Below are 26,116 nucleotides of genomic sequence, written 5' to 3' on the forward strand. Positions count from 1 at the left end.
CCCGCCTCTCCAATGATAGTATGCGTATCATATGTTAATGGCATTAACATTCAGTGAAATCACCAGAGGCGGGTCCGTTTTCCCATGACTGTTCGATCGTTGCTGAGGCATGTTCCCGGCATCGCCACTGGCCTGCGTGCCGCCTGGGCACAGGGTTATGGCCTTGCCGATCTGCGCCACGATGTGATGGCGGGGCTGACCATTGGCACCGTGGCCGTGCCACTGTCCATGGCACTGGCGATTGCCACGGGCGTGGCGCCCCAGCATGGTCTCTATACGGCGATTGTCGCCGGCGCGCTGATCGCTTTGACCGGCGGTTCACGCTTCAATGTGTCCGGCCCTACTGCCGCCTTTGTGGTGATTCTCTTCCCCATTGTTCAGCAGCATGGGCTGGGTGGGCTTCTGATCGCAACGATGATGGCTGGCGCTATGCTGGTGGCACTGGGCATGGCGCGGCTTGGGCGGTTGATCGAGTTTGTTCCCTATCCGGTGATTCTGGGGTTTACCGCGGGTATTGCCGTGGTCATTGCGGTGCTGCAGGTGCCGGACTTTCTGGGTCTCAGCGTGGGGATGGGGGAGCATTTTCTGGCCAACCTGGGGCGGATACTGTCGGCACTGCCACGCCTTGACCCGGTTGAGCTGGGGATTGGTGTTCTGACGCTTGCGGTGCTGCTGCTGTGGCCACGCCTGAAACTGCCGGTGCCCGCGCCCCTGGTGGGGTTGGTTGTGGGGGCGGCTGCGGCCTATGCGGTTAATCACTGGTTCGCTGCTGGCACAGCGGTGGATACCATTGCCTCACGTTTCACCTGGGAGTCCGGTGGCGAGAGCGGCACCGGGATCCCTCCCATTGCGCCTGCTCTGGTGGCGCCGTGGTCCCTTCCTGGTCCTGACGGCCAGCCGCTGACGGTGGACTTCCAGCTGATCCAGGCGTTGATCGGGCCGGCGCTTGCCATTGCCATGCTTGGCGCCATTGAGTCCCTGCTGTGCTCGGTGGTGGCGGATGGCATGACCCGCACCCGGCATGACCCCAATGCGGAGCTGATCGGCCAGGGGCTGGGGAATATCGCGGCGCCGCTTTTCGGCGGTATTACCGCCACGGCGGCCATAGCCCGTACCGCCACCAATATCCGCAGTGGTGCCCGCTCGCCAATCGCGGCGTTGGTCCATGCAATGGTGGTGCTGCTTGCGGTTGTGGCACTGGCCGGCGTGCTGGGGATGGTGCCCATGGCCGCTTTGGCGGCGCTGCTGTTTGTGGTGGCCTGGAACATGAGTGAGGCGCGGCTGTTCGTGCGCACGCTGCGTTCCGCGCCGGCAGGGGATGTGACCATCCTGCTGGTGTGTTTCACCCTGACCGTGGTATTCGACATGGTGCTGGCCGTGGCTGTTGGCGTGGGCCTGGCCGCCGCGCTGTTCATCCGCCGTATGGCGCTGCTCACGGAGGTGGAGCAGGTTAGTGCCGATGACCATTCCCTGGTGGAGGGGCTGCCTCCGGAGGTGACGGTCTATGATGTGGATGGGCCCATGTTCTTCGGTGCCGCCGAGAAGGCCGTGACGTCCTTGCGTCTGGTGGATCCGAAGATCCGTATTGTGATCCTGGATATGCACGATGTGCCCAGCATGGATGGAACGGCTATCGTGGCACTGGAGACGTTGATCCGGGAAATGCACGAGGACGGTGTCTCCCTGATTCTGGCCGGGCTGCCCGCGCGCATCATCCTGAAGCTGCGCCGCGCGGGGCTGCGCAGCGTGCAGGGGCGGCTCGGCTACTGTTCCGGGGTGCCCGCTGCGCGTGCACTGGCTCTGCGCTGGCTTGACACCAATAAAAACTGATTCCCGCCTGCTGAGGCACAGGTAATCCCACAATTGGCGGCCAAGCCTTTATACTGTTTTCACATTTCGATGTGCGGTTACCGGAGTCCGTGAATGCGAGTGCGCTTAGCGACCCTTGCCCTGTTGTCCTCGGTGCTGGTTCTGCCGGCCTGTCAGTTGATGCCGGAGGGGGCTGAGCCGGCGGATCACCAGCTGCGCTGTGGGGATCGTACCCTCGGTTACAGCCTGGCCGGGGACCGGGTGCAACTGCACCTGGAGGATGGTAAGCGCGAGCTCAGGCGTGAGGAGAGTGCCACGGGGGCCCTGTATCGGAGCCGTTCTGGTGACACTGAGTTCTGGAGCAAGGGCGAGCGGGTGACAGTGACCCTGGCCGGGGAGCGCCTCCCCGAATGCCGGCACACGGACCGGGCGAGTCTGGAGCCTCCCCGCTGGCAGGTGGTTGCGGTGGAGGACAATCCAGTGCCGGAGCAGGCGCGGCCGGTCAGCCTGAATTTCATGCCGGAAGGCCGTCTTGCGGGGCGCTCGGGCTGTAACCACTTCATGGCGGCCTGGGAACGTGTCGGGAATCGCCTGATCATCGAGCGGGCGGCAATCACCCGGATGGCCTGCCCGCCTTCCGTTATGAACTTCGAGGAAGCGTTTCTTGCGTCTCTGAGCAGGGTTGAGAATGCTCGTATGGAAGAGGATGGAACCCTGGTGCTTGTCGGCCGTGAGGATAACGGGTTGATCAGGGCCAAGGCGGCCGCGGAGGAAGCCGAATGACGGATCGGATCAGGACCCGGCGTATCCATGATGCCGTGTCCGATGACGATGGTTACCGCGTGCTGGTGGACCGGGTCTGGCCCCGGGGCATCAGCAAGCAGGCGGCGGCACTGGATGAATGGTGCCGCGAGCTGGCGCCTTCCACGGAACTGCGTAAATGGTTCGCGCATGATCCGGAACGCTGGCAGGGCTTCCGGGAAGCCTACCGGGATGAGCTGGCCCATTGCCCAGAGGCGCTCTCCCGGCTTATTGAACAGATGGAGAAGGGCCGCGTGACCCTCCTGTATTCCGCCCGCGACCGCGAGCACAACCAGGCGGTGGTACTGGCGGAGGTTCTGGCACAGGAGTGGGCGGAGACCATGAGCCCCAATGAATCCAGTTCACCGGTGTGTTACGCGGACCAGGTCCGCGACACCGGTGCCAATCGAGGTTGAATCGTTGTTGACAGCAGATACGAGTCGGGCACTGGCGCTGGCGGCGCTGGTGCTGGTGAGCCTGACGGGATGCAGTCTCCGCGCACCGGATGTGGAACCGGAGATTGTGCGGGTGGATCAGGCGGCACAACAGAGCGAGCAGTCCCGTGAATCCGAGGGTAAGGCCGCCCGCGAGCCGGCCTCCGAGGAAAAGGAGGACAGCACGGAAGGCGGTGAGCAGGATGCAAAGCCTTCCTTTGCTGAGAAACGCGAGCAGTTTTCCGGCCCAGCGACGCTCGAGGAGCCGGAGGCTCTGGGTCAGGCACTGGCGGTGTTCTATCGCATGCGTTCACGGGCCTTCATGGCGCCCGTGGCCAGTCATGTTCAGGGTGCCGTGAATCTTGGGGGCTCAGGTGGTGATCGCGAGACGCGGCGTTGCCCTGCCGGGGGTGTTTTCCACCTGGAGTGGCAGGGAGCGGACGGTGAGCGCTCGGACTCCCGGGACCTGCTGTACCGGTTTGATGAGTGTCGTGGTCACTTCGGGAATGGCCCCATGCTCTCGCTCAACGGTCATTACCGGCGTGACTTCCAGCCGCTGGTGGGGCGTGAGCAGGTGACCGAGTCCTTTGATGTTCATGGCTACCAGGGAGAAGGCAGCGACCGCCAGCCGATCGCTCTGCGCGGTAAGCAGCGGATCCGGCGCCCGGCCGAGGGTGGTGTGGTGCGCAGCACTGAGCACATGGAGATGATGCGGGGCGGGACCTATACGGCTCTCGAGGGGGTGCGTGATGAGATCACCCCGGAGGAAGGTGAGGGCGACAGCGACTTTGCCTCCTTCAATACCCGCTTCGTGACCATGATCGAGGGCCGCCTGTTCAGTTCCGAGCTTGGGGGCTGGGTGGATATTGCCACCGGCATGGGCCTGGTGGAACAACAGGAACCCTGCTCTGCCAGTGGCGTTCTGGCATTCAGCGCCGGGCGTAATGGTGAAGTGCGCTTCGGGCCCCATACCGGTACCCATCACCGGGTGGCGTTGGAACTGGAAAGCGGCGAGGTGGCCCGGTATGAGCGCTGCTCCAGCTTCGGGGAGGCGTTCGGCTTCGGGCGCTAGCGTTCCTTCGCCATCCAGTCCAGAAGCTGTTCGGCCATGCGGTCGGTAGCCGTGCCCATGGCTCGGGCTGCGGCCGTAGGGCTGTTTTCAGCCAGCGGTTCGGCTACCTCGAATCGGCGAGTGGCTCTGGCACCCTCTTCCCGTCTGTCGAGTAGTTGCGCATCGAACCGGATTACGGCTTTCGGTGTTGGCCCGGTCTGATCCACGAGGAAGGCGCGCAGATGGCCGTTCAGGGTCAGATCCGCGTTCAGGTTGTCATCACGGATGCCCAGTGCGTGGAAGGCGCCGGTGTTGTGGAAGGCGTCCAACAGCTGGTCGCGCCAGAGTTCCGGAGCCGGGGCGGTCCAGCGGATGCCGGACCAGGCGCTCAGGCGCTGCCCCTCGCGGAGTACGACCACCCGGTTGCTGCTGGTCAGGTCGTCCGCCCTGGGTGCCTGGATCTCCAGTGTCGTTGCTCCTGACACCGTGCCCTGTTCGCCTAGGCTGGAGGGCGGCAGCCGGTAGAGTTCGTAGCGATTGGGTTCCGGCAGTATGCTGCAGGCCCCCACCAGGGTGAGAGCGAGCAGCGTCAGAAGCCGTGCGGGCAGGCGGGCGGTGTGCCTCATGGCTGGTATTCCTCGAGTTTGTCCCGGTTGAAGAGAGTGCCGGCCGCGTCGGATTCCAGCCGCTGGCTGAGATTACGCAGCGTGCGCAGGGTGCGGCGCATCTCTTCCAGGGTCGGACCAACCTCGGCCGAGCCCTGCATGGCTTTTTCCAGGGCGTCCCTGTTGCCGCTGACCAGTGCTTCCACCTCCGTGACCGCCCGGCGCGTGGCCCGCGCGGCTTCGGCGGTATCCGCCAGTGCCTGGGGTGCGTCCTTTTCCAGGATCTTGCGGGTATCGGTGATCAGCGCCCGTGCTTCGCGCAGGGTGGTACCGGCCTGCTCGCCGGTCCGGTTCCAGGTCTCCAGGGTACTGCTGATCCGCTCCTGCTGGTTGTTCAGGTTGTGGGTCAGTTCCGCCATCCCGTTCAGGGTCTGGTCGATGTTCTCCAGGTTCCGTCTGGAGAGCAGGGACTCCATGCGTTTCACCAGCTGGTTGATGTTGGCAAGAATGTCACCGCTCTGTTCGCGCAGCTGGGAGAAGGGTGAGGGACGGGCAGGAATCTCTGGCGTGGTTCCGGGTTTCGACAGCAGCGCCAGGCTGCCCGGTGTGCCGCCACTGAGCCGGATATGGGCGGTTCCGGAGAGCAGGCCCGTGGGCTGGATCTGGGCATGGGTATTCTGTTTGACGGGCGTGCTCGGGTCCACCGCGATGCGTGAAAGCACCCGGCGGGGGTCGCGCGGGTCGAGCTCGAGCTCAGTGACCTGACCCACCGTGATGCCGTTGTATTTGACGTTGCTGCCAACGGTCAGTCCCGAGACGGCTTCATTGAAGATGATCCGGTACTCGGCCTGTTTCTGCTGCAGGCCGCCTTCCGACAGCCACCATCCGAACAGCAGCACGCCGGCCAGCATCAGGATGGCAAAGAGCCCGACCAGGATGTGATGGGCGCGGGTCTCCATTCAGGCGTTCTCCAGGTTGGTGGATGATTGGCGCAGGGCCGCCCGGCCACGGGCACCGTGGAAGTAGGCCCGGATCCAGTCGTCGTTCGTGTCGGCAACTTCATCAAGGGTGCCGATGGTCATGACGTGGCCCTGGCCGAGCACGGCTACCCGGTCACATACGCGGTGGAGTGTGTCCAGATCATGGGTCACCAGGAACACGGTCAGGCCCAGGGCATCGCGCAGGGTCAGGATCAGTTCGTCGAAGGCGGCGGCGCTGATGGGATCAAGGCCGGCCGTGGGCTCATCGAGAAAGAGCAGGTCCGGATCCAGAGCCAGCGCCCGTGCCAGGGCGGCGCGTTTGACCATGCCGCCGGAGAGGGCTTCCGGGTAGAGTCTGGCGGTCTTGGCCTCCAGGCCGGTGAGCCGGATCCGGGTGAGTGCCAGTGCTTCGGCGTCGGCTTTTCCGAGGCCCGCCTTTTCCCGCAGGGGCAGCACGATGTTCTCGCACAGGGTAAGCGAGGAATAGAGGGCACCACGCTGGAACAGCACCCCGGTGCGCCGGGTCAGGCGTGGATCCGGAGCGCCCTGGTGATCCAGGGGGGCGCCCTCCAGGCTGATGCGGCCGGCGCTGGGCTCGTGCAGGCCGATGATGCTGCGCAGCAGCACCGACTTGCCGGAGCCGGAGCCGCCGACCACGCCCAGGATTTCGCCCCTGTTCAGGCTCAGGTCCAGGTTCTCATGGACCCTGTGCTCCCCGAAGCGGTTGCTCAGGCCGCTGACCTCGATGAGGGCGCCGTGCGATGTACCCATCACCATCCGATCTCCATGAAGTACATGGCCGCCAGGGCATCCAGAAGGATCACCACAAAAATCGACTGTACCACGCTGGAGGTGGTGTGTACCCCGACCGAGCGGGCGCTGCCGCCGGCCTTGAAGCCTTCCAGGCAGCCGATGACGGCGATCAGGAAGGCGAAGAAGGGAGCTTTGACCAGGCCGGCCAGGAAGTGGTTGAGCGGCACTTCACTGATGACGGTGATGAAGCGTGTCATCGGGATATCCACCACGGTCAGGGCAATGAGGCCACCGCCGCCAAGGCCGGCGATTACGGCAATGAAGCTGAGCATGGGCAGCACCAGCACCACGGCCAGCACCCGTGGCAGGACCTCCAGCTCTATCGGATCCAGGCCCTGGGCGCGTAGGGCGTCAAGCTCTTCGTTGGCGTTCATGGCGCCAATGTGGGCGGTGAAGGCGCTGGCGGTGCGCCCGGCCATGACGATGGCGGTGATCAGAACACCGAATTCCCGCAGAAAGGAGTAGGCGACCAGGTTGATGGTGTAGACGCTGGCGCCGAACTGGCCCAGCACCGTGGCGCCCAGGTAGGCGATGACGGCGCCCACGGCAAAGGTGAGCAGGGCGACGATCGGCACCGCGTTGAGGCCGGTGGTCTCCATGTGGTGCAGCAGTGCGGTGAACCGCCAGCGCCGGGGCGAGATCAGGCAGCGGCCGGCGCAGGCAATCACGGCCCCCATGAACCCGATCAGAAGCCGTGCCTTGCCGGCCGCATCGGTCAGCGCCTTGCCCATGCGGGCGAGAGGCTCCAGCAGGCCCCAGCGGGTTTCCGGTGGCAGCGCGCCACAGTCGGCCATGGCATCCGCCACGGTGATCAGCAGGGCCCGGCGTGCTTCCGGGAGTTGCGGGCTGTTTTCGGCGATTCGGCGCAGGCGTTCCCCGCCTACCAGTTCCGCCAGAAGGGTGGCGCCCGCTGTATCCAGGCGCTGGATGCCATCAAGGATCAGGTGGGTCGGGGCATTGGCGCGGGCCCTGGTGCTGCGGCGAAGGGCGCTGTAATGAGCCAGTGTCCAGTCGCCTGTGGCCCTGAGGGTCTGCCCGTCGTCCCCGCGCTGGAGCTGCCCCGGCTCAGCGCCCGCCATGAGCGCTCCGGGGCTGTGCCCGGTCAGTCGAAGATCTCGTCATAGAAACGCAGGGTCCCTTCCCAGGCCGTTTCCGCCGCGTGTTCGTCATAGCCCACGGGCATGTCGAATTTCCTGGCGTACTGGTCCGCTTTCGGGTTCATGAAGGAGTGCTGGACACCCGGGAAGCTGCGCAGAACGTAGTCCACATTGGCGGTGTGCATCTCCTGCACGAAACCTGAAACCTGCTCGGCGGGGACCATCTGGTCGGCACCGCCAGTGTAGGCGCGCACGGCTGCGTCCACCTCACCGGATTCCGCCTCGATGGGGCTGCCCAGGCTGCCGTGGAAGCTCACCACACCCTCCAGGTCCATGCCCAGGCGGGCCATGTTCAGCACCACGGCGCCGCCGAAGCAGTAGCCCTGGGCGGCAATCTGGTCAGGGTCGACGGTATCGTGTTCCTGCAGCTGCTGCATGGCGGTCCGGAAGCGGGCCTGCATCAGGTCCATGTTGCTGCTGGCCTGTTCCATGAATTCTTTGGCCTTTTCAGGATGGTCGGCGTGTTTGCCCTCGCCATACATATCCAGCGCCAGAGCGGTATAGCCTTCTTCCGCCAGCTTTTCCGCCTGGTTGCGGCTGAATTCACCGTGGCCCCACCACTCATGAACCACCAGAACCCCGGGGCGTTCCCCGCTGACGCTGTCATCCCAGGCCATGTAGCCTGTGTGGGTCTGACCCTGGACGCTGTACTCGATCTCCTGGGTCTGGATGGCCGCTGTTGCCGGCGTGGCGATGAAGGCGGTGAGAAGAAGCGGAATACCCGCACGGGTCAATGTGCCTGTCATGATCAACTCCCCTGTTTTGGGCTTGTTTCCGAGACCATACGTCAGATGAGGGGGGTTCGACCAGTCTGACCTCTGGGGTAGGGGCTGTCGTCCTCCTGCTGCTGCAGGAGGACGACATGCCGGGGCAGTGTCGGCTCAGCCGTTGCTGAGCTGGTCCCGGATCAGTTTCTTGTTCACCTTGCCGACGCTGGTCTTGGGGATGTCCTCAACGAAGTCGACCCCTTGTGGGATGGCCCATTTGTTGATGGTGCCGTTGTCCACGAAGCCCTGAAGATGGCTCTTGATGGTCTCGGCATCGGCGCTCTCACCGGGGTTCAGGACCACAAGGGCGTGCGGGCGCTCGCCCCACTTGTCGTCCGGAAGGCCGACGACCGCGGCGGCGGCCACGGCAGGGTGCTGGCTGATCAGGTTCTCCAGGTCCAGCGAAGAGATCCACTCGCCGCCGGTCTTGATCACGTCCTTGATGCGGTCCTTGATCACCAGGGTGTTGTCCGGCTCGATGCTGGCAACATCGCCGGTGTGCAGCCAGCCGCCGGCCCACAGTTCCTCGCCTTTTTCGGGATTCTTGAGGTAGCTGGCGGTCAGCCAGGGTGCCCGGGCCACGACTTCGCCCTGGGCCACGCCGTCCTTCGGCAGCGGGTTGCCGTCCTCGTCGTGGATCTCGATCTCCGCCATGGGGACCGGTACGCCGGTCTTGATGCGCTTGGCGGTCTGCTGTTCGGGCGGCAGCTCCAGATCCTCGGGCTTGAGGTGGGTGGCGGTGAGCAGTGGGCCGGTCTCGGACATGCCGTAGCCGGTGTACATGCTGATGCCCATCTTCGCCGCTGCATCGCACAGGCCCTTGGGCAGGGCGCTGCCGCCGATCAGCACGTGCCAGTTGCTCAGGTCCGCGCTCTTGATGCCCTCGGTGGCCATCAGCATCTGCATGATGGTGGGCACACAGTGGGAGAAGGTCACGTTGTGGGTCTTGAGCAGTTCCACCAGCAGTTCCGGCTCATAGCGGCCCGGGTAGACCTGCTTTACGCCCATCATGGTGGCGGCGTAAGGCACGCCCCAGGCATGGACGTGGAACATGGGCGTGATCGGCATGTAGACGTCGCTTGAGCGCAGCAGCGGCTGCTCGTCGAAGTGCGAGAGCGTCCCGGTGGCGACCAGCGTATGCAGCACCAGCTGCCGGTGCGTGAAGAACACGCCCTTGGGATTGCCCGTGGTGCCGGTGGTGTAGAAGGTGGTGGCAATGGCGTTCTCGTCGAAGTCCGGAAACTCGAAGCAGGGCCTGGCCTTGCTCAACAGGGCTTCGTATTCTCCGTGGGTTTCCAGCTGGGTCTTCTTCGGGGCGTCGTTGTCCGTGAGCTGGATGGTGCCCTTGACGGTTTCGAGCTGGCCGCTGACTTCCTCGACCAGCGGCAGGAAGTCATCGTGGATCAGAACCAGGTCGTCTTCGGCATGGTTCATGGTGTAGAGGATCTGCTCCGGCGACAGACGCACATTCACCGTGTGCAGTACGGCACCGATCATGGGAATGGCGAAGAAGCATTCCAGGTAGCGCGGGGTGTCCCAGTCCAGTACCGCCACCGTGTCGCCTGGTTTGACGCCGGCATCCGTGAGCACATGGGCGAGGCGGTGGATGCGCTCGACCAGGTCGGTGTAGGTGTAGCGGCTGCGGTTGGCGTAGATGATCTCCTGGTCCGGGTTGTAGCGCGGACCGGAAAGCAGGAGCTGTTTGATCAGCAGCGGGTAACTGTGTGCGTTCTCGGCGGCGGGCAGGGTTTTGGGCTGTGCCATTTGGGCGCCTCTCTAGCTTGTTGTTGGATGTGCACCCAACAAGCCTAATACAAAACGCCGTGTATTCACTCCCAATGTAGGGATTTTAATTGCAGTCCGTCACCAGAGAACGAGAACCAGAAGGGCTCCAAGGGCGAGCCGGTAGATGACGTAGGGCATGAACCCGATCCGTTCCAGGAAGCGCAGGAACAGGTGGATGCACAGCAGGGCGCTGATGAAGGAAAGCACGGTGCCCCAGGCGATGGCGTGCCAGTCCGTGGGGCCGCCTTCGGTCATGAGCTCCAGGGTCTTGAAGGCACCGGCGGCGGCGATCAGGGGCATGGACAGCCAGAAGGAGAAGCGTGCGGCGTCGTCCTGGCGCAGGCCCAGAAAGAGGGCGGCGGTAATGGTGATGCCCGAGCGGGACGTACCCGGGATCAGGGCCAGCATCTGGGCGAGGCCGATGAGCAGGGCGTCTTTCAGGCTCAATGCGCTCAGCGTGCGCTGTCGGGTGCCAGCGGCATCCGACCACCACAGGAGCAGGCCAAAGCCAATGGTGGTGGCGGCAATGACCCAGCCCGAGCGCAGGTGGTCGGCCACAATATCATTGAACAGAAGTCCCGCCAGACCGGCAGGGATGGTGCCGAGGATGACGGCCCAGGCAAGGCGGCTGTCCTCGGTGACGGTGAACTGGGCGGTGTCCCGGAACCAGGCTCTGCCCATGCGGACAACGTCCTGGCGGAAGTAGGTGAGCACAGCACAGAGTGAGCCCACGTGCACGGCCACATCGAAGGCGAGGCCCTGATCCTGCCAGTTGAGCAGAGCGGACGGGAGGATAAGATGGGCGGAGCTGCTGATCGGAAGGAATTCCGTCAGACCCTGGATAATGGCCAGTACGATGATATGCCAGAGTTCCATGGCATGATTACCCATAAAAAAGCCGCAGCGTCCACTGCGGCTTTCTGAATACTGGTAGCAAGGGGCGGATTCGAACCGCCGACCCCGGCATTATGAGTGGCCGGAACTAGCTATCAGGATTCGTAAATAACTGAATTCACGGTTTGCCGCAGCCCGTGAAGCGAGGTTGAACGATAGTGTCCGGTGTTTTGGTAGTCAAGTAGTCAACGGGGGCAAAGCGGGCTTATTGCCAGTTTCCGGATTACGTTTCCGGGCTGGTTTGACCAGCTTCCGGGATCACTTCCCCAGTCATCAGCCAGTAGGAATACTGCGGATATATCTCCTTGAGCACTTCCAGTTCTTGGGTGCTCATTCTGATTCCTTTGTATAGAACACTCTTCCATCGGGAGAACCCGATAGAGCTTGATCGAACTAGCGTGTCGATGCCTGCTGATTTAATCAGCATTTTTGCTCGATCTTCTATCGATTCCATATCGGTATACGCATTACGTTTCCGGGCTGGTTTGGCCTGCTTCTGGTATGACCTCACCTGTCATCAGCCAATAGATGTGGTTGGGATAAACCTCCTTCAGCACTTCCATTTCTTCGGTGCTTAGACGTACGTCTTTATACAGGATGTTTTTCCACCTTGAGCTGCTGATTACGCCTGATCTGACCAGGGTGTCTATTCCAGCCAGGTTGATTAGTAACTTTGCTCGGTCATGGATTGATTCCATTCTGTTGGCTCCTTTGGTTCTGAGTTCAACAAAGCAGCGTTAGCGCCGTCGATACCAGCGGTCCAATACTTCCTTAGTGATGCTTATCCCTCGGCGGGTCCCGCTAACTTTGAATCTACTGAGTCGTAGTCTGGGCTTGTCTGACCGGCTTCCGGGATGACTTCTCCTGTGATCAGCCAGTATGCGTACTGAGGGAACAACCTTTTCAGTTCGTCCAGTTCCTCTGTGCTCATTCGGACGTTTTTATAGGTCACGCTGACCCATCTGGAATACGGGATCGCCGTTTCCTTTCCAATCCTGTCCACCCCGTACTGCTTAATCAGGGTTCTAGCACGGTTCTGGGTTGATTCCATATCGATCTAAGCAGACCTTCAAAAAGTGATTTCAATAGTTGAAAGCTCGGCCTGCGCTTGCTATCTTTCAAATAGTGAAATCAAAGATGCAAAGAGCTAAGCCTCACTCAAAACCCGCAAAACGCGGAAAGTGACTGTTAATAAGGCTCCTTACGCCATGGTAGATCAAACTTTACCGGAAAGCATTTCTGACCCCGAAAACCGGGACTGGCCCCCTCTCATGGAGTGGCGCGAGTTCGCGGACTGGATCCGTGTTCGGCGCAGCATCGTGGAAGGCTGGATCCGCCTGGCTTACATCCCGACGTTCAAGATTGGCCGTCATCGCCTGGTGAACGTCGCCCGCCTCATCGAACAGATCCAGGAAGGGGAGTTCTCGTGATGACCTTTTTTGAAATGATGCTTCTGCGTGAGGCCAGGTTGCATGCCTATGAGGGGATCACCCTCAAATTTGAAGGTAATCACCTGGGGGCATCCGGTCGGTTTGATTACCTGCGGGGGATGAAGACTGCCGCATTTTACCTCGATGCCAGGGTGTATCAGGACATTGACCGGGCCATGGATCTTTATCTGGCTTACTTCGATGACGCCTACCAGTGCACGCCGGATGCCTTCCTCGCCGGTTATGCCATGCAGCCTTTCCGGGGCCTGTGCCAGCAGGAGGCGGCAGCATGAAACGGGTTCAGCCAGTCGCCAGGGAAGGGCAGAGCGTCCACGAGCGCACGGATGCGGCGGAGCAGGTGAGCCTGTCCCCGCTGCCTCAGACGCCACGTTCTGTGGCTGAACATCAGTGCTCCTGGTTTGTCGCTCCGTCTGGCGAACTCTGGCGCGTCGAGTACTACCGCACGGAATACCGCTTTTCCGGTTCGATTGCTTTCCCGCTCGTGTCCTGGTGGATCGCGACCAGGGATTGGGATGGTGGTCGAACCTTCCTTTTCCCGGCGCCGGTGGGGATCGAATACGCCTCGCATGACCTGTGGTGGCTGTTCGACCAGGCATGGCGGGCGCACGTCTTCGGTGATGTGGAGGCAGCGGCATGATGGATTGCCAGACCATGCAGCAGTTAGCCCTGCCATTGCGTTTCTCTCTTTCTGGATCACTTCCCGAGTCAGCGGAAGTGGGTCATTGCATGCCGGAACTGCTCCGGTACTGCCACGAATACCAACGGCAAAAGCAGGAGGACCCGTCATGAGCCGCATTCCTCCGCGCCAGCAGAACCTGGAAGACCCGGATAAGCGCTTCTATGTCGTCGCGCCCGCGTCTGTCCGGTTGGCGCTGCAACAGGAGGCATTCCGACGCGATACAGACCTGTGGGATCTCGGTGGTGCGGTGCTGTCCGCCTGGTTGGCGGCAGGCTGCCCGGATTTCTGTGATTTCCCCCAGGAGTCAGATGGTGATGAGAGCCCGTCCCCGTCATCGTCGCCGCTCGCGGACTCGGAAGGAGGTGAGGCGTGAGCCGCGCAAGGCCGCGAAGCGCCGTAAGGCTTGGCCTTGCGCGGCTCACGGCTCGCCTCAGAGTCCGCATAGAGAGCGGCGGCGCTGACGGGGACGGGCTCCGTCCCTTGATTCCGAGCCGTGAGCACAGGACGGCAAGCGGAGCGCGCAGGGAGCGCAGCGACCGGAGGCGGCAGGGATCGTTACCCGTAAGGGCAACGGCCTTAGCCGTTGTTGGCCAGGTCACTGGCCAATAGAGCCCGGCCCGAAGGGGCCGCAATCATTAATGAAACCGGAGTATGAACGATGAAACAGACACTTACCCTGACAGTCCTCGGTGCGCGTCGTTTCGACATCGACGGGAATAAAATCGGCCAGATTTTCACCATGGAACCGGCCGACCCGGACGATGCCGACCGCATCGGTCACGACGTCATGAAGTGGGGCTGTGATTACGACCTGGTTGAGAAGATCGAGCAGTACGCGGATCAACTCCCGTGCGAGTTCGACGCGGAAGCCCTTATGAAGGCCGGGAGCCGCCAGTCAGCGCAGTTCAAGCTGCTGAGCCTCGCCAAGCGCCAGATCAGCGGGGGTAAATCCAGTGGCGGCAGCGGCGCCAGTCAGAGCGCCCAGGCCAGCCAGTAACGGCAGTCTCAAGAAACGGTGATTCCAGTGATGCGCTTAATGCTTCTGTTCCTGGTTTGTGCCTTCTCAGCCCCGGCGATATCCGGCGGCTGCCTGGTTGAAACCACAAGCGGCGATCTGCGCATCACCACCCAACCGGTTTCCGAATGCTCCGGGTACGTCGTGCTCGACGCCCAGGAGTATTCCCAGTATCCGACCCTTAAATCGTTGTTCGCATTCCCGGATGCCAAGGATTTGGGGAAGGTGTGGAGCATCGGTGCCGGCTTACCGATGTTCTCGTACTTGATCGCCTGGGCCTTCGGGTCGGTGATCAACTTTATCAATCCAAGAGAATGAAGGAGGTGCGTTATGCGCATTCGTGCACTGTTCGCGGCGCTGTCGCTGATGCTGTTTTCAGCGGTGGCAGCAGCATCCGGCGGCGGCGGTGGTGGTGGCTCACTCGACATGTCGGGTGTGACCTCGGCGGTCGATGCTTCAACCATCGTCGCCGCGATTTCGTCCATCGCCGCCATCAAGATCCTGCCCGGCGTTGCCCGGTGGGGTTATAACAAGGTGATTGGTTGGTTCAACTGACACACACGTATGGCCGGGGCTCCCGGCCATACGTGTTTTGAGGGGCTGACATGTTATGGCTTGGGCTTTTTTTTCTGTCGGGCAGTTTGTGCGGTTTTGCGATCGTCAAAGGCTTCACAAGTCTTTGAACCTCTTTTCTAGGGGTAAAAGGTGTTTATCAATGACCCGTATTCCCTCGTTATTTGTGCTATTTGCCTTTCTCTTTTTGTTGCTACTAGTTGATGTAACTAGTCCGGTTTTTTCTGCTCAGGATTCATATACTCCTGAGGTTGTTTGTAGTCAGGCATACTATAGCTCTAGCTATAAAAATACAGATCTTTGTTCCGGCCCTAATTCTCGGCAAGATCATCATAACTCAGGCGGTGGTGATTATCCCTGGTCGGGATGGTCTATTGGGTATGCTTCTTGTAATGAGGGGTATTCTCCTGAATGGTCTGATGTAGGTGTGGCTGATCCACTTCAGGAACAAAAAATGGAATGTGTTGCTGATCAATGTCCTCCTGGTCAGACTAAGGAAATTTCTTTTGAATCGTCTGAATTAAATGATGGTCAATTTCCCGCCACTACTTGCAATTCTGGTTGTCAGTATTCTTTAGATCCTGGTCCGGGTGTTATCGGCGATTCCGGTGTAGCGTCTTATACGTCTACCGGTGAGCAGTGTGATTCCTCCGATGATGGTTCAGACGGTGGCTCCGATGGTGGTTCTGACGGCGGTTCCGATGGCGGCTCGGACGGTGGCTCCGACGACGGCTCTGATGGCGGTTCTGATGGCGGTTCTGATGGCGGTTCTGATGGCGGTTCTGATGGTGGCTCCGATGGCGGCTCCGATGGCGGCTCCGATGGCGGCTCCGATGGCGGTTCCGACGGTGGCTCTGATGGCGGTTCTGATGGGGGCTCCGATGGCGGTTCCGACGGTGGTTCCGATGGTGGCTCCGATGGCGGCTCTGATGGGGGCTCCGATGGCGGTTCCGATGGCGGTTCTGACGGCGGTTTCGATGGCGGTTCCGATGGCGGTTCCGATGGCGGCTCTGATGGGGGCTCCGATGGCGGCTCTGACGGCGGTTCTGATGGCGGTTCCGATGGCGGCTCTGATGGCGGCTCTGATGGCGGCTCTGATGGCGGCTCTGACGGCGGTTCCGATGGCGGTTCCGATGGCGGTTCCGATGGCGGTTCCGATGGTGGCTCCGATGGAGGTTCAGGCGGTAACGGTGATGGAGATGGAGATGGAGATGGAGATGGTGAAGATGAAGGTGAAGGCGTAGGTACCCCAGGGGTTGATGCGGGTGACTTTTATGAAAGTAAGAATCCCGATGGTGTTGAAAAAGTCATGTCCGATTTTAACGCCGAAATCGGGAAAACGGAGTTAATGAAATCCGTTGATGGTTTTTTTGATGTGGACATCAATGGGTATTCCTGCCCGGTATGGACCATCCCCAGTGTCATGAAGATGCCCGCGATTACGATTGATCAGCAATGTTCCAGCGCTATGAATCAAATCTGGCCCGGAATTGCGGCGATTATTATCGCGACCTGTGGGTTTTATGCGTTTCGGATAGCGGTGTTGTGAGGCTGTTATGGATTGGGTGTCGGATGTACTTGAGTGGATAAAAGAGCTGATCAAAGCGATCTTTGATGCCTTCTGGGATTTGCTTTCGGATATCGGCCTGATACTGCTTTCGGCAATACTCGATATTTTTCTTCTGATTATCTCGTTTTTGACGTTGCCGTCCTTTTTTGCGGGTGGGCTGTCCGAGTTCCTGGGCGGCATTGATCCGGCCGTGATGTATTTTCTGTCGAAATCAGGCCTGGGGGCAGGACTTGAGTTGATCGGCGCCGGGGTGATGTTTCGGCTGACGCGCAAACTGTTAACGCTGGGGCAGTGGTAATGATCATATTTCACGAGGGCTTGCCTGGGGCCGGAAAAACGTATGAAGCAATGGTCTATCAGGTGCTCCCCGCTATCGAGAAAGGCCGAAAAGTGTATGCCTACATCAATGGGATTGATCATAAAAAGATAGCGGGCGTGCTTGATGAATCCGAAGAGCGTGTCCGGTCTTTGCTCATCCCGCTTTCGGAAGACCAGGTCCCGGAAGTGCACAAGCATGTTGAAAATGACTCGTTGGTGGTCCTGGACGAACTCCAGAACTTCTTCCCGGCCGGTCGCCAGAAGCTTTCAGACGGCGTCACTCAGTTTGTCACAGAGCACCGTCACCGCGGTTTGGACATTCTCGGTATCGGCCAGGATATCCGGGACTGTCACAACCTCTGGAAGCGCCGCGTGTCTCAGAAAGTCGTGTTCACCAAGCTTGATGCGGTGGGTGCGGCCAGCCGTTACAACTGGACGGTTTACAAAGCGAAAGCCGGCGAGAAGTTCGAGAAGATCCGCAGCGGTCGCCGCAAGTATGACCCGAAGTATTTCGGGATTTACGCCAGCCACACGCAGGACACCGAAAACACGGACGACTTCAAGGACGACCGGGCGAACATTCTGAAAACGCCAGGCTTTAAGTACGGCCTTCCGGCGGCGGTATTGGTTGGGTTTATGGCGGTTAATTACCTGGTGTCGTTCCTCAATGATCCGGGTTTTGTCGAGAAGGAACAAACCGAAACGGAGCAACAGCAGGCAGGCAATAAAACCCAGTCGCAAGAAGTCGTGACAGTCAGCCGGGAATCGGATCAGTCAAACAGTGAGCGACGTGATGGCGTGAATGTGCCCAGGAAAGACAAAGAGCCGGAGCCGCTGGATTACTTCGATCGGATGGCGGACAAGTACCGGCTGCGCCTGTCCGGTGTGGTTGAAAGCGATGACAAGTTAGTCGGCCGAGTGCAGGCGCTGGATGGGTCCTACCGGGTCCAGGAGCAGTTCCGATTAACCGCGATTGAGGCGCTGGGGTGGTCCGTTGAGCGCACGGGTTACGGCCTGAAAGTCGAAAAGACGGATGATCAGCGCACGGTGTCACACGTGGTGCGGCCCTGGCCTGTTGAGCCGTTCGGATCGGTACCGGACAGCACCAGTGCGAATCTGTGAGGTGGGCTGATGCGCAACGCTACGCTTGATGCAGCCAGGGCCGCTGGGATCGCGCTGATGATCCTGGATCACGTCGCAGTGGTGTACGAGTGGCCGCCGATTGTCCGGGACATCACACGCCTGGCGATGCCGCTGTTCATGGTCACGTCCGGGTATCTGTTCACGGGCAAGCTTGGAAAGCGGTACTGGGATGTATGGACAACAGCGGCGATGACCTGGCCGATGGTCGTCATCCTGGAACTGGCGCTGGTGCATGTACTGATCGTTTATGCCCTGGTGCTGCCACTGCTCAGGGCCTCCCCCGGAGCGCTGCTTACCCTGGCCTGTGTCGGCCTGCTGCAGACCTACAACTGGCCGATTCCCTGGAACGGCTACCAGCCCGGCTATCTGCTCGCGTTCCTGGTCCTGGGCCAATTCGCACGCCAGGCCGGCATCCAGATCCAACACCGCGACTGGCCCCAGTGGCTGACCTGGCCGGGGCGGTATCCACTGACGGCGTATGGGGTTCACTTGGTGGCTCTGGTGGGCCTTACACAGATGCCCTGGAAGCCGGGTTAGGGAATCAGTGCGCCGGTCGGCATCCCCTTGCGGACCTGCCGGACCGCTAGGGGATGCCGACCGGCGCGAGACGTCCCTGTAACACGTCTTTAAGGAATCCATTAAAACGCCCAAAAGGCGTCATTAACCGATAGTGAGGTGAGAGGATGAAGAACGCACCGCAGCATTGGGTATCACTGGATAGCATGATGCAGGAGTCCGATGAAGGTCGGCTGTTTGTGGATCCAGGGAATGCAACGGTTCGGGATATGTCCGATGTTCGGATCTTGTCCTTTCGTCCGGACACGGTGCGCCAGCTCTATCGGGGCAAGTTGAAGGCGGATGTTCTGGACCTGTTCCATGAACCAGGACTGGTGACGTTCATGGGCAAGCGTTGGCATGCAGGCCGGATCAGCCGGGATTCCGGATACCAGTACAAGCTCCAGAACGCGGACCTGGGCATTCTGCTGTTGATCAAGTCGTTCCACGCGAATAAGGAAACGGAAGGGAATCACCTCAAGATCGAGCTTTCGCCCCAGTTCCTGCACTCGTATTCCGAACAGGAGGTGCAGCAGCGCATAGATGAACTGGCGCAGGGGGTTCTGGAGAACTGGTGTCATGGCGGCTGTGCGGTCCATATAGCGGCGGACGTTCAGGGCTGGGAGCCGCCGAGCGATTTTGAAGCCAGGCTTCACTGTCGCTCCAAGAAGGTGCGCACGTATAACGGCCTGGATGAATGGGACATAGACAGTCACGCGGTCCGTTACGGCCGGGGGGAATCCTTCCTTTTTGGAGCACCGAACCAGACCCAGTTGGCGGTCTACAACAAGACGGACGAGGCCAGGGCAGGGGATAAGCTGGATTACTGGCGCAACGTCTGGAATCAGTCCGGTGAGTATGACCCGGAAGAAGCGGTGTATCGGATCGAGATCCGTTATCACCATAACGTGGTGAATCAGTTCGCCAGGGCAACGGTGGACCATGAGACCGGGGAGCTGTTTGATCTGACCAGCTATGAGGGCCTGTATCCGCACCTGACGGGCCTGTGGGGCTATGGTTTCCGGTCGTTCCGGTATCTGGCGCGTCCTGGTTGGTTTGATCCGTTCTGGACGATTCTGACGCGGCTCAGGATGCCTGAGCATTCGGACACGGTGGAATATCGGCGCGGGTACAAGTCGGCGGACGGGTTCAGTGGCAAGAACATAGAATTGCTCCTGGGGAACTTCGTCAGCTGCTGTGCCCGTTGGAATCTGAGCAAGAACAAGAGCTGGCAGGCCCTCCAGGATATGCCGTTCTTCGATATGATCCGGGAGCACTACGCTAACAAGGGTAAGGGTGAGCGTGAGCTAAGGAACCATATGCGAAAGCTCCTTGAGGAGCGATGGGTACGGTACGGGCGCGCTGTATGATCAAGAAGTATGAAAACGGCTGGATGGTGGATTTCTACCCGGAAGGCAAATTCGGCCCACGGGTGAGAAAGCGGGGATTCCGGACCAGGATTGACGCGCTTAACTATGAGCGGAACTACTTCAATCAGCCCACGGCCCCAAAGCGTCGGCTCCTGGATCTCGTGCGGCTGTGGTACGACTTGCATGGTAATGGCCTCAAGGATCACCAGGACCGGTTCTCCAAGACCATGGCGATCGCGCAGCGCCTGGGGAATCCGCGGGTGAAGGATTTCAAGACGTCGGATTGGGCTGAGTACCGGACCAGGCGTCTGGAAGCAGTGAAGCCAGCGACCGTGAATCATGAGCAGCGGTACCTGTCGGCGGTGTTCTCCGAGATGCGCCGCCTTGGCTACTGTGACCATAACCCGCTGGCCGATGTCCGTCAGATCCAGGTGGACGAAACCGAATTGACCTTCCTTAGCTTGGCGCAGTGCCAGCAGCTGCTCCAGGAGTGCCAGCGTAGCAGGAACACTCATGCTTACCCGGTCGCGGTGATCTGCCTGGCGACGGGTGCCCGTTGGGGCGAAGCTGAGGCGCTGACGCATTCCAGGTGGCTACCGGGCAAGGTCGTGTTCAGCGGGACGAAGAACGGCAAGACCAGGACGGTTCCGATTGATCCGGATCTACAGGCGCAGTTGACCAGGATGGCGTTCCCTGGAACTGGGAGGATGTGGGATTCGTGCCGTGCGGCATTCCGGAAGGCTTACGAGCGGTGTGGTTTCAATACGCCAAAGCAGCTCACGCACATTCTGCGCCATACCTTCGCCAGTCACTACATGATGGCCGGGGGTGACCTGCTGTCGCTACAGCGGATCCTGGGGCATTCGAACATCCAGATGACTATGCGCTACGCGCACCTGTCGCCGGATTACCTGGAATCAGCGGTGCGGCTGTCGCCGTTGGCCCAGATGGGCGAGAGTAGTCAAAAGGTAGTCAAGGAAGGGGGCGAGGGTCAGGGCGAAGCCCGTAACCCTCTGAATACTGGTAGCAAGGGGCGGATTCGAACCGCCGACCCCGGCATTATGAGTGCCGTGCTCTAACCAACTGAGCTACCTTGCCGCAAACCCATGCAACGCCTGACCTTCGGCGTTGAGGCGCGTATTCTCTGGATTTTTCCCCGGGGTGTCAAGACACCCCGGGGACTGCGGCCGGAACGGCCGATCAGCCTGAGTGCCCCTCAGCACCCTCTTTGGCGAAGTGCTCCTTGGTAATAGCGAACACCGTGCCGGAGAGGGCGAGCAGTGCGATCAGGTTGGGGATGGCCATCAGGGCGTTGAGCACGTCCGCGATCAGCCAGATCAGTTCCAGGTTGGCGACTGCGCCCACGACAAGAAGGACAACCCACAGGTAGCGGTAGGGCATGATGACCTTCACGCCGAACAGGAACTCCGCGCTGCGCTCACCGTAGTAGCTCCAGGCGACGATGGTGGTGAAGGCGAAGAAGATCATGCCGAAGGTGACCACCCAGTTACCGCCAGGGATGCCCTGGTTGAATGCCATGGAGGTGAGGGCCGCGCCGGACTCGCCAGTCTCCCATGCCCCGGTCAGCACAATCACCAGGGCCGTCATGGTGCACACCACGATGGTGTCGATGAAGGTCCCCATCATGCCCACTGTGCCCTGGCGTACCGGGCTGTTGGTCTGTGCCGCCGCGTGCGCGATGGGCGCTGAGCCCAGGCCGGCCTCGTTGGAAAAGACGCCGCGTGCCACACCGAACCGGATCGCCGCCCATACAGCAGCTCCGGCAAAGCCGCCCGTGGCTGCCGTTCCGGTGAAAGCCCCGGTGACAATGTTCGCGAGCGCGCCGGGTACCTCGGGAAGGTTCCAGAGGATGACGGCGAGTGCGCCGAGGATGTAGATCACGGCCATCAGCGGAACCACCTTCTCGGTGAGCTGGGCGATGCGGCGGATCCCGCCGATGATCACCAAGAATACCAGCACGGCCAGTACGACACCGGTTACCCAGGCGGGCACTGAGAGGTTGGTCTCCACGACGTCCGCCACGGCGTTGGCCTGGACTGTATTACCGATCCCGAAAGCCGCCACCATGGCAAAGAATGCGAACAGGATCCCCAGCCAGTGCCAGTGGGCACCCAGGCCGTTCTTGATGTAGTACATGGGCCCGCCGACATAGCGTCCGTCCTCATCAACTTCGCGGTACTTCACGGCGAGGACGGCCTCCGCGTACTTGGTGGCCATGCCCACCAGTGCTGTCATCCACATCCAGAACACGGCGCCCGGCCCACCCAGTGCAATGGCCGTGGCCACGCCGCCGATATTGCCGGTACCGATGGTTGCGGAAAGGCTTGTGGAAAGGGCCTGGAAGGGCGTGATCTCGCCCTCATCCTTGGATTGACGGCCCAGGAGTATCTGCCGGAAGCCGTAACCGATCCGGCGTATGGGCATGCCGCGCAGCCCCAGCGTGAGGTAAAGGCCGGTGCCAAGCAGCAAAGCCAGCATCGCGGGTCCCCAGACGACGCTGCTGATGCTGCTCAGGATGTTCATTACTGTTTCCATGTAATCCTCCAGCTTCTGGTGCTTCTGTGGGAATGACGGCCTCAGCCGAGCATTTCTTCAGGGGAGGTGGCGTTCCGCCCCTGGCTTTGCGCCACCGGTACGCAGGTCAGTGCGCCATTCGCTATGTTCAGGCCATTGCGCAGGTTGGGATCCGCCCGCAAGGCTTCGCGCCACCCCAGATCCGCAAGGCGAAGGACATGCGGCAGTGTGGCGTTGGTCAGAGCAAACGCGGAGGTCCTGGGAACGGCACCTGGCATGTTGGCCACGCAGTAGTGAACGACGCCGTCCACCAGGTAGGTGGGGTCAGCATGGGTCGTGGGCTGACTGGTCTCGAAGCAGCCGCCCTGGTCGATGGCAACATCCACTAACACCGCACCGCTGTGCATACGACTCACCATATCCCTGGTAACAAGCTTGGGAGCGCCGGCTCCACTGACAAGGACAGCGCCGATCACCAGGTCACTGTCCAGAACAGCGCCCTCAAGACCGGTCCCTGTAGCATAGAGCGTTTTCAGGGCAGGGCCAAATTGATGGGACAGGCGCTCGAGAACCTCCGGACTGCGATCCAGGACCGTGACGTCCGCGCCCATACCGAGCGCGATCTGGATGGCATTCTGCCCCACCACGCCACCTCCAATAACGGTTACCCGAGCGGGCATTACACCGGGCACACCTCCCATAAGCAGGCCACGGCCACCGAATACACTCTCCAGAGCCTGTGCCCCGGCCTGGACGGACAGCCTGCCGGCTACCTGGGACATTGGGCGCAGAAGTGGCAGGCGCCCATGGTCATCCGTGACTGTTTCATAGGCGATACAGGTGGCGCCGGAATTCATGAGGGATTCGGTCAGCGCCCGGTCCGGTGCCAAATGGAGATAGGTGAACAGTATGTGCTGTGGCCCCAGCAGCTCACATTCACTGGGTTGGGGCTCTTTGACCTTAACGATGAGTTCCGCCGTGCTGAATACTGCCTCAGCATGGGGCAGGATATGAGCGCCTGCCTGCTGGTAGTGCTCGTCGCTGGCGCCAATACCCTGCCCGGCGCCGGTCTCCACGTACACGTGATGCCCGTGCGCTGCCAGTTCCCCTACGGCTTCTGGCGTCAGCCCAACCCGAAACTCCTGGCTCTTGATTTCCCTGGGAACCCCAATATACATGTTGTCGCCCTCGGTTCTCTGGCATGGGAGCCTTCATGCTAATGCGTTTGCATAAGCAATGTCTCTGCCAAAAAACAAGCTTATAGCGGAGGGGAATGCAAGGAGTGCTGAAAAAAAGGAACCGGCGGGGGTTGCCGGTACCGGGTCTGGCAACGGGGGTGATGCCAGACCCGGTGGGCAGATCTAGACGTTGAAGCGGAAGTGGATCACGTCGCCGTCCTGGACGATGTATTCCTTGCCTTCCAATCGCCACTTGCCGGCTTCCTTGGCGCCGTGCTCGCCGTTGTAGGCGATGAAGTCCTCGTAGCTGACCACCTCGGCCCGGATGAAACCGCGCTCGAAGTCCGTGTGGATCACCCCGGCCGCCTGGGGAGCGGTGGAGCCTTTGGGGAAGGTCCAGGCGCGGACTTCCTTTGGACCGGCGGTGAAGTAGGTCTCCAGCCCGAGGAGGTTGTAACCGGCGCGAATCACGCGGTCCAGGCCCGCTTCCTCCATGCCCATCTCGGCGAGGAATTCGGTTTTCTCCTCGTCCTCGAGCTCGGCGATCTCGGATTCGATTTTGTTGCAGATCGCAACCACGCCGGCGCCCTCGCGTTCGGCAATGGCATTGACGGCGTCCAGGTGCGGGTTGTTCTGGAAGCCGTCCTCGTTGACGTTGGCGATGTAGACCGTGGGCTTGGCCGTGAGCAGGTGCAGCTCGCGAATCAGGGCGTGATCGTCCTCGGACAGCTCCATGGAGCGTACCGGGTCACCCTGGTCGAGCACCGGCTTGATGCGCTCGAACAGTTCCAGTTGGGCCTTGGCGGTCTTGTCGCCACCCTTGGCGGCGCGCTCGGTCTTCTTGGTGGTGTTCTCGATGGTGGCCAGGTCCGCCAGCGCCAGCTCGGTGTTGATCACCTCGATGTCCGTGGCCGGGTCGATGCTGTTGGAGACGTGCATGATGTCCTCGTCCTCAAAGCACCGAACCACATGGGCAATGGCTTCCGTCTCGCGGATGTTGGCCAGGAACTGGTTGCCCAGGCCTTCGCCCTTGGAGGCGCCGGAGACCAGGCCTGCGATATCGACGAATTCCATGGTGGTGGGAATGGTCTTTTCCGGCTTGACGATCTCCGCGATGCGATAGAGGCGCGGGTCGGGTACGGAAACCACGCCGGCGTTGGGCTCGATGGTGCAGAACGGGAAGTTCTCCGCGTCGATGCCCGCGCTGGTGAGTGCGTTGAAAAGCGTGGACTTACCCACGTTGGGCAGTCCGACGATGCCGCATTTGAATCCCATAGCCTGTGATCCCTAACGGAGTTCGTGATGAATGATGGTTATTCGTGGCGGAACGCGTGCAGGCGGTTCATGGCCGCGCTCCAGTCCCCGCGGAGGGCGTCCGGCAGGGCGCGCACGGTCTCGTCCAGTGCCGCCTCGATCGCGTTCATTTCCCGCTTGCCGGCGTTGCTGAGCACGTAGTTGATGACCTGCTTGCTGTCGCCGGGGTGACCCACGCCCACGCGCAACCGGTGGAAGTCCGAACTGCCGAGATGGCTGATGATGTCCCGCAGCCCGTTATGGCCACCATGGCCGCCGCCTTTCTTGAACCGTGCCGTGCCCGGAGGCAGGTCCAGCTCGTCATGGGCGACCAGAATGGATTCAGGGGGGATACGGAAGAAATCACTCAGCGCCTTCAGGGAGCGGCCGCTGTGGTTCATGTAGGTCGTGGGGAAGAGCAGGTGGAGATCCTGCCCCTGCCAGATCACCTTGCTGTGGTAACCCAGGAACTTGCGCTCCTCGCGCAGGGGCTGCCCGGCTTCCCGGGCGAGCATCTCCACCAGCCAGGCCCCGGCATTGTGGCGGGTTCCGGCGTATTTGGGCCCGGGGTTGCCGAGCCCGGCAATGAGCCTGACCGCATCGGATGCCATAGCGGGGCCTGAAAGGGCGGCTTAGTTCTCGCCGCCTTCCTCTTCGTCGCTGTCGTCGGAGCTGCCGCCGCCGTTTTCCTCGGCCTTCTTGCCCTTGGGCTTGTGCACGGAGACAACCGGCTGGTCGTGGTCTTCGCCATGCTGCAGGGCAACGATCTCAACGCCCTTGGGCAGCTTGAGGTCCGACAGGTGTACGATCTGCTCGAGTTCCACCTTGGTCATGTCCACTTCGAGGTATTCGGGCAGGTCGTCCGGCAGACAGGTCACTTCGACTTCCATGGCGTCGTGGGAGACGACACCGCCCTCAAGCTTGATGGCAGGCGCACTTTCCTCGTTGAGGAAGTGGACCGGGACCGTGACGTTGATCTTGTGACCTTTTTCAACGCGCTGGAAGTCGGCGTGGGTCAGGATCGGCTTGTAGGGATGACGCTGCAGATCCTTGATGATCACGTCTTCCTTTTTGCCGTCGATGCTCAGGGAAATGATGTGCGTGAAGAAGGCTTCGTTCTCGATCGCCTTTTTCAGGTCATTGTGCCAGAGCGTGATCGGCATCGGCTCCTTGCCTTCACCGCCGTAGACGATGGCCGGGATCTTGCGCTCAACGCGACGCAGGCGGCGGCTCGCACCCTTCCCTTTGACGTCGCGCTGGAATGCTTCAAGTTCAAATGCTTGTGCCATGGTTCCTCCTGGGCATCCACGGGGCCCGCGACCAGGCTCTGGTCCGTGGAC

The 26,116-nt window shown here is 61.0% G+C and carries 29 protein-coding genes, 1 tRNA gene and 1 pseudogene; 17 read left to right on the top strand and 14 right to left on the bottom strand.

The genetic code is table 11. The features are described 5' to 3' along the window. The first annotated feature begins 84 nt into the window (after positions 1-84). From dauA to H4I92_RS01125, 4 genes are all read left to right on the top strand, one after another. Positions 85-1,830: a C4-dicarboxylic acid transporter DauA gene (dauA, locus tag H4I92_RS01110; RefSeq protein ID WP_077528808.1), complete on the top strand. Its 1,746-nt coding sequence runs from the start codon at positions 85-87 to the stop codon at positions 1,828-1,830. A gap of 93 nt (positions 1,831-1,923) precedes the next feature. Further along, entirely contained in the window at positions 1,924-2,592 is a 669-nt protein-coding gene (locus H4I92_RS01115; protein ID WP_077528809.1) for an META domain-containing protein, read from the top strand. After that, the gene (locus tag H4I92_RS01120) at positions 2,589-3,026 is read left to right on the top strand and encodes a DUF488 domain-containing protein (protein WP_077528810.1); all 438 of its coding nucleotides are present in this window, start codon (positions 2,589-2,591) and stop codon (positions 3,024-3,026) included. Before H4I92_RS01115 ends, H4I92_RS01120 begins: the two co-directional genes overlap by 4 nt. A gap of 7 nt (positions 3,027-3,033) precedes the next feature. Further along, positions 3,034-4,116 carry a hypothetical protein gene (locus H4I92_RS01125; protein WP_077528811.1) on the top strand — a complete coding sequence of 361 codons (1,083 nt, stop codon included), beginning with the start codon at positions 3,034-3,036 and terminating at the stop codon, positions 4,114-4,116. Here the strand turns inward: H4I92_RS01125 and H4I92_RS01130 are convergent. From H4I92_RS01130 to H4I92_RS01165, 8 genes are all read right to left on the bottom strand, one after another. Continuing rightward, a complete protein-coding gene (locus H4I92_RS01130) occupies positions 4,113-4,721 on the bottom strand; it encodes an ABC-type transport auxiliary lipoprotein family protein (RefSeq protein ID WP_077528812.1) in 609 nt (202 codons plus the stop codon). The two genes, H4I92_RS01125 and H4I92_RS01130, sit on opposite strands and share 4 nt — an antisense overlap. Further along, on the bottom strand, positions 4,718-5,659 hold the full coding sequence (locus H4I92_RS01135) for an MlaD family protein (RefSeq protein WP_077528813.1): 942 nt from the start codon (positions 5,657-5,659) through the stop codon (positions 4,718-4,720). The genes H4I92_RS01130 and H4I92_RS01135 overlap by 4 nt, the downstream gene beginning before the upstream one ends. Continuing rightward, the gene (locus H4I92_RS01140; RefSeq protein ID WP_077529076.1) at positions 5,660-6,451 is read right to left on the bottom strand and encodes an ABC transporter ATP-binding protein; all 792 of its coding nucleotides are present in this window, start codon (positions 6,449-6,451) and stop codon (positions 5,660-5,662) included. Beyond that, on the bottom strand, positions 6,451-7,572 hold the full coding sequence (locus tag H4I92_RS01145; protein ID WP_077528814.1) for an ABC transporter permease: 1,122 nt from the start codon (positions 7,570-7,572) through the stop codon (positions 6,451-6,453). The genes H4I92_RS01140 and H4I92_RS01145 overlap by 1 nt, the downstream gene beginning before the upstream one ends. Positions 7,573-7,595: 23 nt before the next feature. Next, a complete protein-coding gene (locus H4I92_RS01150; RefSeq protein ID WP_077528815.1) occupies positions 7,596-8,396 on the bottom strand; it encodes a dienelactone hydrolase family protein in 801 nt (266 codons plus the stop codon). A gap of 135 nt (positions 8,397-8,531) precedes the next feature. After that, on the bottom strand, positions 8,532-10,181 hold the full coding sequence (locus H4I92_RS01155; protein WP_077528816.1) for a fatty acid--CoA ligase: 1,650 nt from the start codon (positions 10,179-10,181) through the stop codon (positions 8,532-8,534). Between the two features lie 99 nt (positions 10,182-10,280). Beyond that, complete coding sequence (locus tag H4I92_RS01160) at positions 10,281-11,078, bottom strand: undecaprenyl-diphosphate phosphatase (protein WP_077529077.1); 798 nt, start codon at positions 11,076-11,078, stop codon at positions 10,281-10,283. A gap of 485 nt (positions 11,079-11,563) precedes the next feature. Beyond that, positions 11,564-11,794, bottom strand: a complete 231-nt coding sequence (locus tag H4I92_RS01165; RefSeq protein WP_077528818.1) for a hypothetical protein — start codon at positions 11,792-11,794, stop codon at positions 11,564-11,566. A gap of 573 nt (positions 11,795-12,367) precedes the next feature. Between H4I92_RS01165 and H4I92_RS01170 the strand changes: the two genes are divergently transcribed. From H4I92_RS01170 to H4I92_RS17115, 13 genes and pseudogenes are all read left to right on the top strand, one after another. Then, positions 12,368-12,526, top strand: a complete 159-nt coding sequence (locus H4I92_RS01170; protein ID WP_218668101.1) for a hypothetical protein — start codon at positions 12,368-12,370, stop codon at positions 12,524-12,526. Then, a complete protein-coding gene (locus H4I92_RS01175; protein WP_077528821.1) occupies positions 12,526-12,819 on the top strand; it encodes a hypothetical protein in 294 nt (97 codons plus the stop codon). The genes H4I92_RS01170 and H4I92_RS01175 overlap by 1 nt, the downstream gene beginning before the upstream one ends. After that, positions 12,816-13,184, top strand: a complete 369-nt coding sequence (locus tag H4I92_RS01180; RefSeq protein WP_077528822.1) for a hypothetical protein — start codon at positions 12,816-12,818, stop codon at positions 13,182-13,184. The genes H4I92_RS01175 and H4I92_RS01180 overlap by 4 nt, the downstream gene beginning before the upstream one ends. Positions 13,185-13,332: 148 nt before the next feature. Beyond that, complete coding sequence (locus H4I92_RS01185) at positions 13,333-13,599, top strand: hypothetical protein (RefSeq protein WP_077528823.1); 267 nt, start codon at positions 13,333-13,335, stop codon at positions 13,597-13,599. Between the two features lie 285 nt (positions 13,600-13,884). Then, a complete protein-coding gene (locus H4I92_RS01190; RefSeq protein WP_077528824.1) occupies positions 13,885-14,223 on the top strand; it encodes a hypothetical protein in 339 nt (112 codons plus the stop codon). A gap of 39 nt (positions 14,224-14,262) precedes the next feature. After that, a complete protein-coding gene (locus H4I92_RS01195) occupies positions 14,263-14,559 on the top strand; it encodes a hypothetical protein (RefSeq protein WP_143512566.1) in 297 nt (98 codons plus the stop codon). 12 nt (positions 14,560-14,571) lie between these two features. Then, positions 14,572-14,796, top strand: a complete 225-nt coding sequence (locus H4I92_RS01200) for a hypothetical protein (RefSeq protein WP_077528826.1) — start codon at positions 14,572-14,574, stop codon at positions 14,794-14,796. Between the two features lie 160 nt (positions 14,797-14,956). Further along, positions 14,957-16,363, top strand: a complete 1,407-nt coding sequence (locus tag H4I92_RS01205; protein ID WP_179105584.1) for a hypothetical protein — start codon at positions 14,957-14,959, stop codon at positions 16,361-16,363. A gap of 7 nt (positions 16,364-16,370) precedes the next feature. Then, entirely contained in the window at positions 16,371-16,682 is a 312-nt protein-coding gene (locus H4I92_RS01210) for a hypothetical protein (protein ID WP_077528828.1), read from the top strand. Beyond that, on the top strand, positions 16,682-17,824 hold the full coding sequence (locus tag H4I92_RS01215; protein ID WP_077528829.1) for a zonular occludens toxin family protein: 1,143 nt from the start codon (positions 16,682-16,684) through the stop codon (positions 17,822-17,824). Before H4I92_RS01210 ends, H4I92_RS01215 begins: the two co-directional genes overlap by 1 nt. 9 nt (positions 17,825-17,833) lie before the next feature. Beyond that, entirely contained in the window at positions 17,834-18,382 is a 549-nt protein-coding gene (locus H4I92_RS01220) for an acyltransferase family protein (RefSeq protein ID WP_077528830.1), read from the top strand. A 146-nt stretch (positions 18,383-18,528) separates the two neighbouring features. Then, positions 18,529-19,770, top strand: coding sequence for a hypothetical protein (locus H4I92_RS01225; RefSeq protein ID WP_077528831.1), 1,242 nt, complete (start codon positions 18,529-18,531; stop codon positions 19,768-19,770). A 23-nt stretch (positions 19,771-19,793) separates the two neighbouring features. After that, positions 19,794-20,660: pseudogene (locus H4I92_RS17115) on the top strand (phage integrase); the annotation flags it as partial. A gap of 131 nt (positions 20,661-20,791) precedes the next feature. Here the strand turns inward: H4I92_RS17115 and H4I92_RS01235 are convergent. The 6 genes from H4I92_RS01235 to H4I92_RS01260 form a co-directional block, all read right to left on the bottom strand. Then, positions 20,792-20,868 (bottom strand) — tRNA-Met (locus H4I92_RS01235). 102 nt (positions 20,869-20,970) lie between these two features. Next, positions 20,971-22,326: an alanine/glycine:cation symporter family protein gene (locus H4I92_RS01240; protein ID WP_077528832.1), complete on the bottom strand. Its 1,356-nt coding sequence runs from the start codon at positions 22,324-22,326 to the stop codon at positions 20,971-20,973. Positions 22,327-22,367: 41 nt separating this feature from the next. Next, positions 22,368-23,483, bottom strand: a complete 1,116-nt coding sequence (gene ald, locus H4I92_RS01245) for an alanine dehydrogenase (protein ID WP_077528833.1) — start codon at positions 23,481-23,483, stop codon at positions 22,368-22,370. 183 nt (positions 23,484-23,666) lie between these two features. Further along, positions 23,667-24,758 carry a redox-regulated ATPase YchF gene (ychF, locus tag H4I92_RS01250; protein ID WP_077528834.1) on the bottom strand — a complete coding sequence of 364 codons (1,092 nt, stop codon included), beginning with the start codon at positions 24,756-24,758 and terminating at the stop codon, positions 23,667-23,669. Between the two features lie 38 nt (positions 24,759-24,796). After that, entirely contained in the window at positions 24,797-25,387 is a 591-nt protein-coding gene (pth, locus tag H4I92_RS01255) for an aminoacyl-tRNA hydrolase (protein ID WP_077528835.1), read from the bottom strand. Positions 25,388-25,408: 21 nt separating this feature from the next. Further along, entirely contained in the window at positions 25,409-26,065 is a 657-nt protein-coding gene (locus H4I92_RS01260) for a 50S ribosomal protein L25/general stress protein Ctc (protein ID WP_077528836.1), read from the bottom strand. Positions 26,066-26,116: the final 51 nt, after the last annotated feature.

This window comes from Vreelandella halophila (assembly GCF_019903425.1).
Classification (GTDB): domain Bacteria; phylum Pseudomonadota; class Gammaproteobacteria; order Pseudomonadales; family Oleiphilaceae; genus Halospina; species Halospina halophila.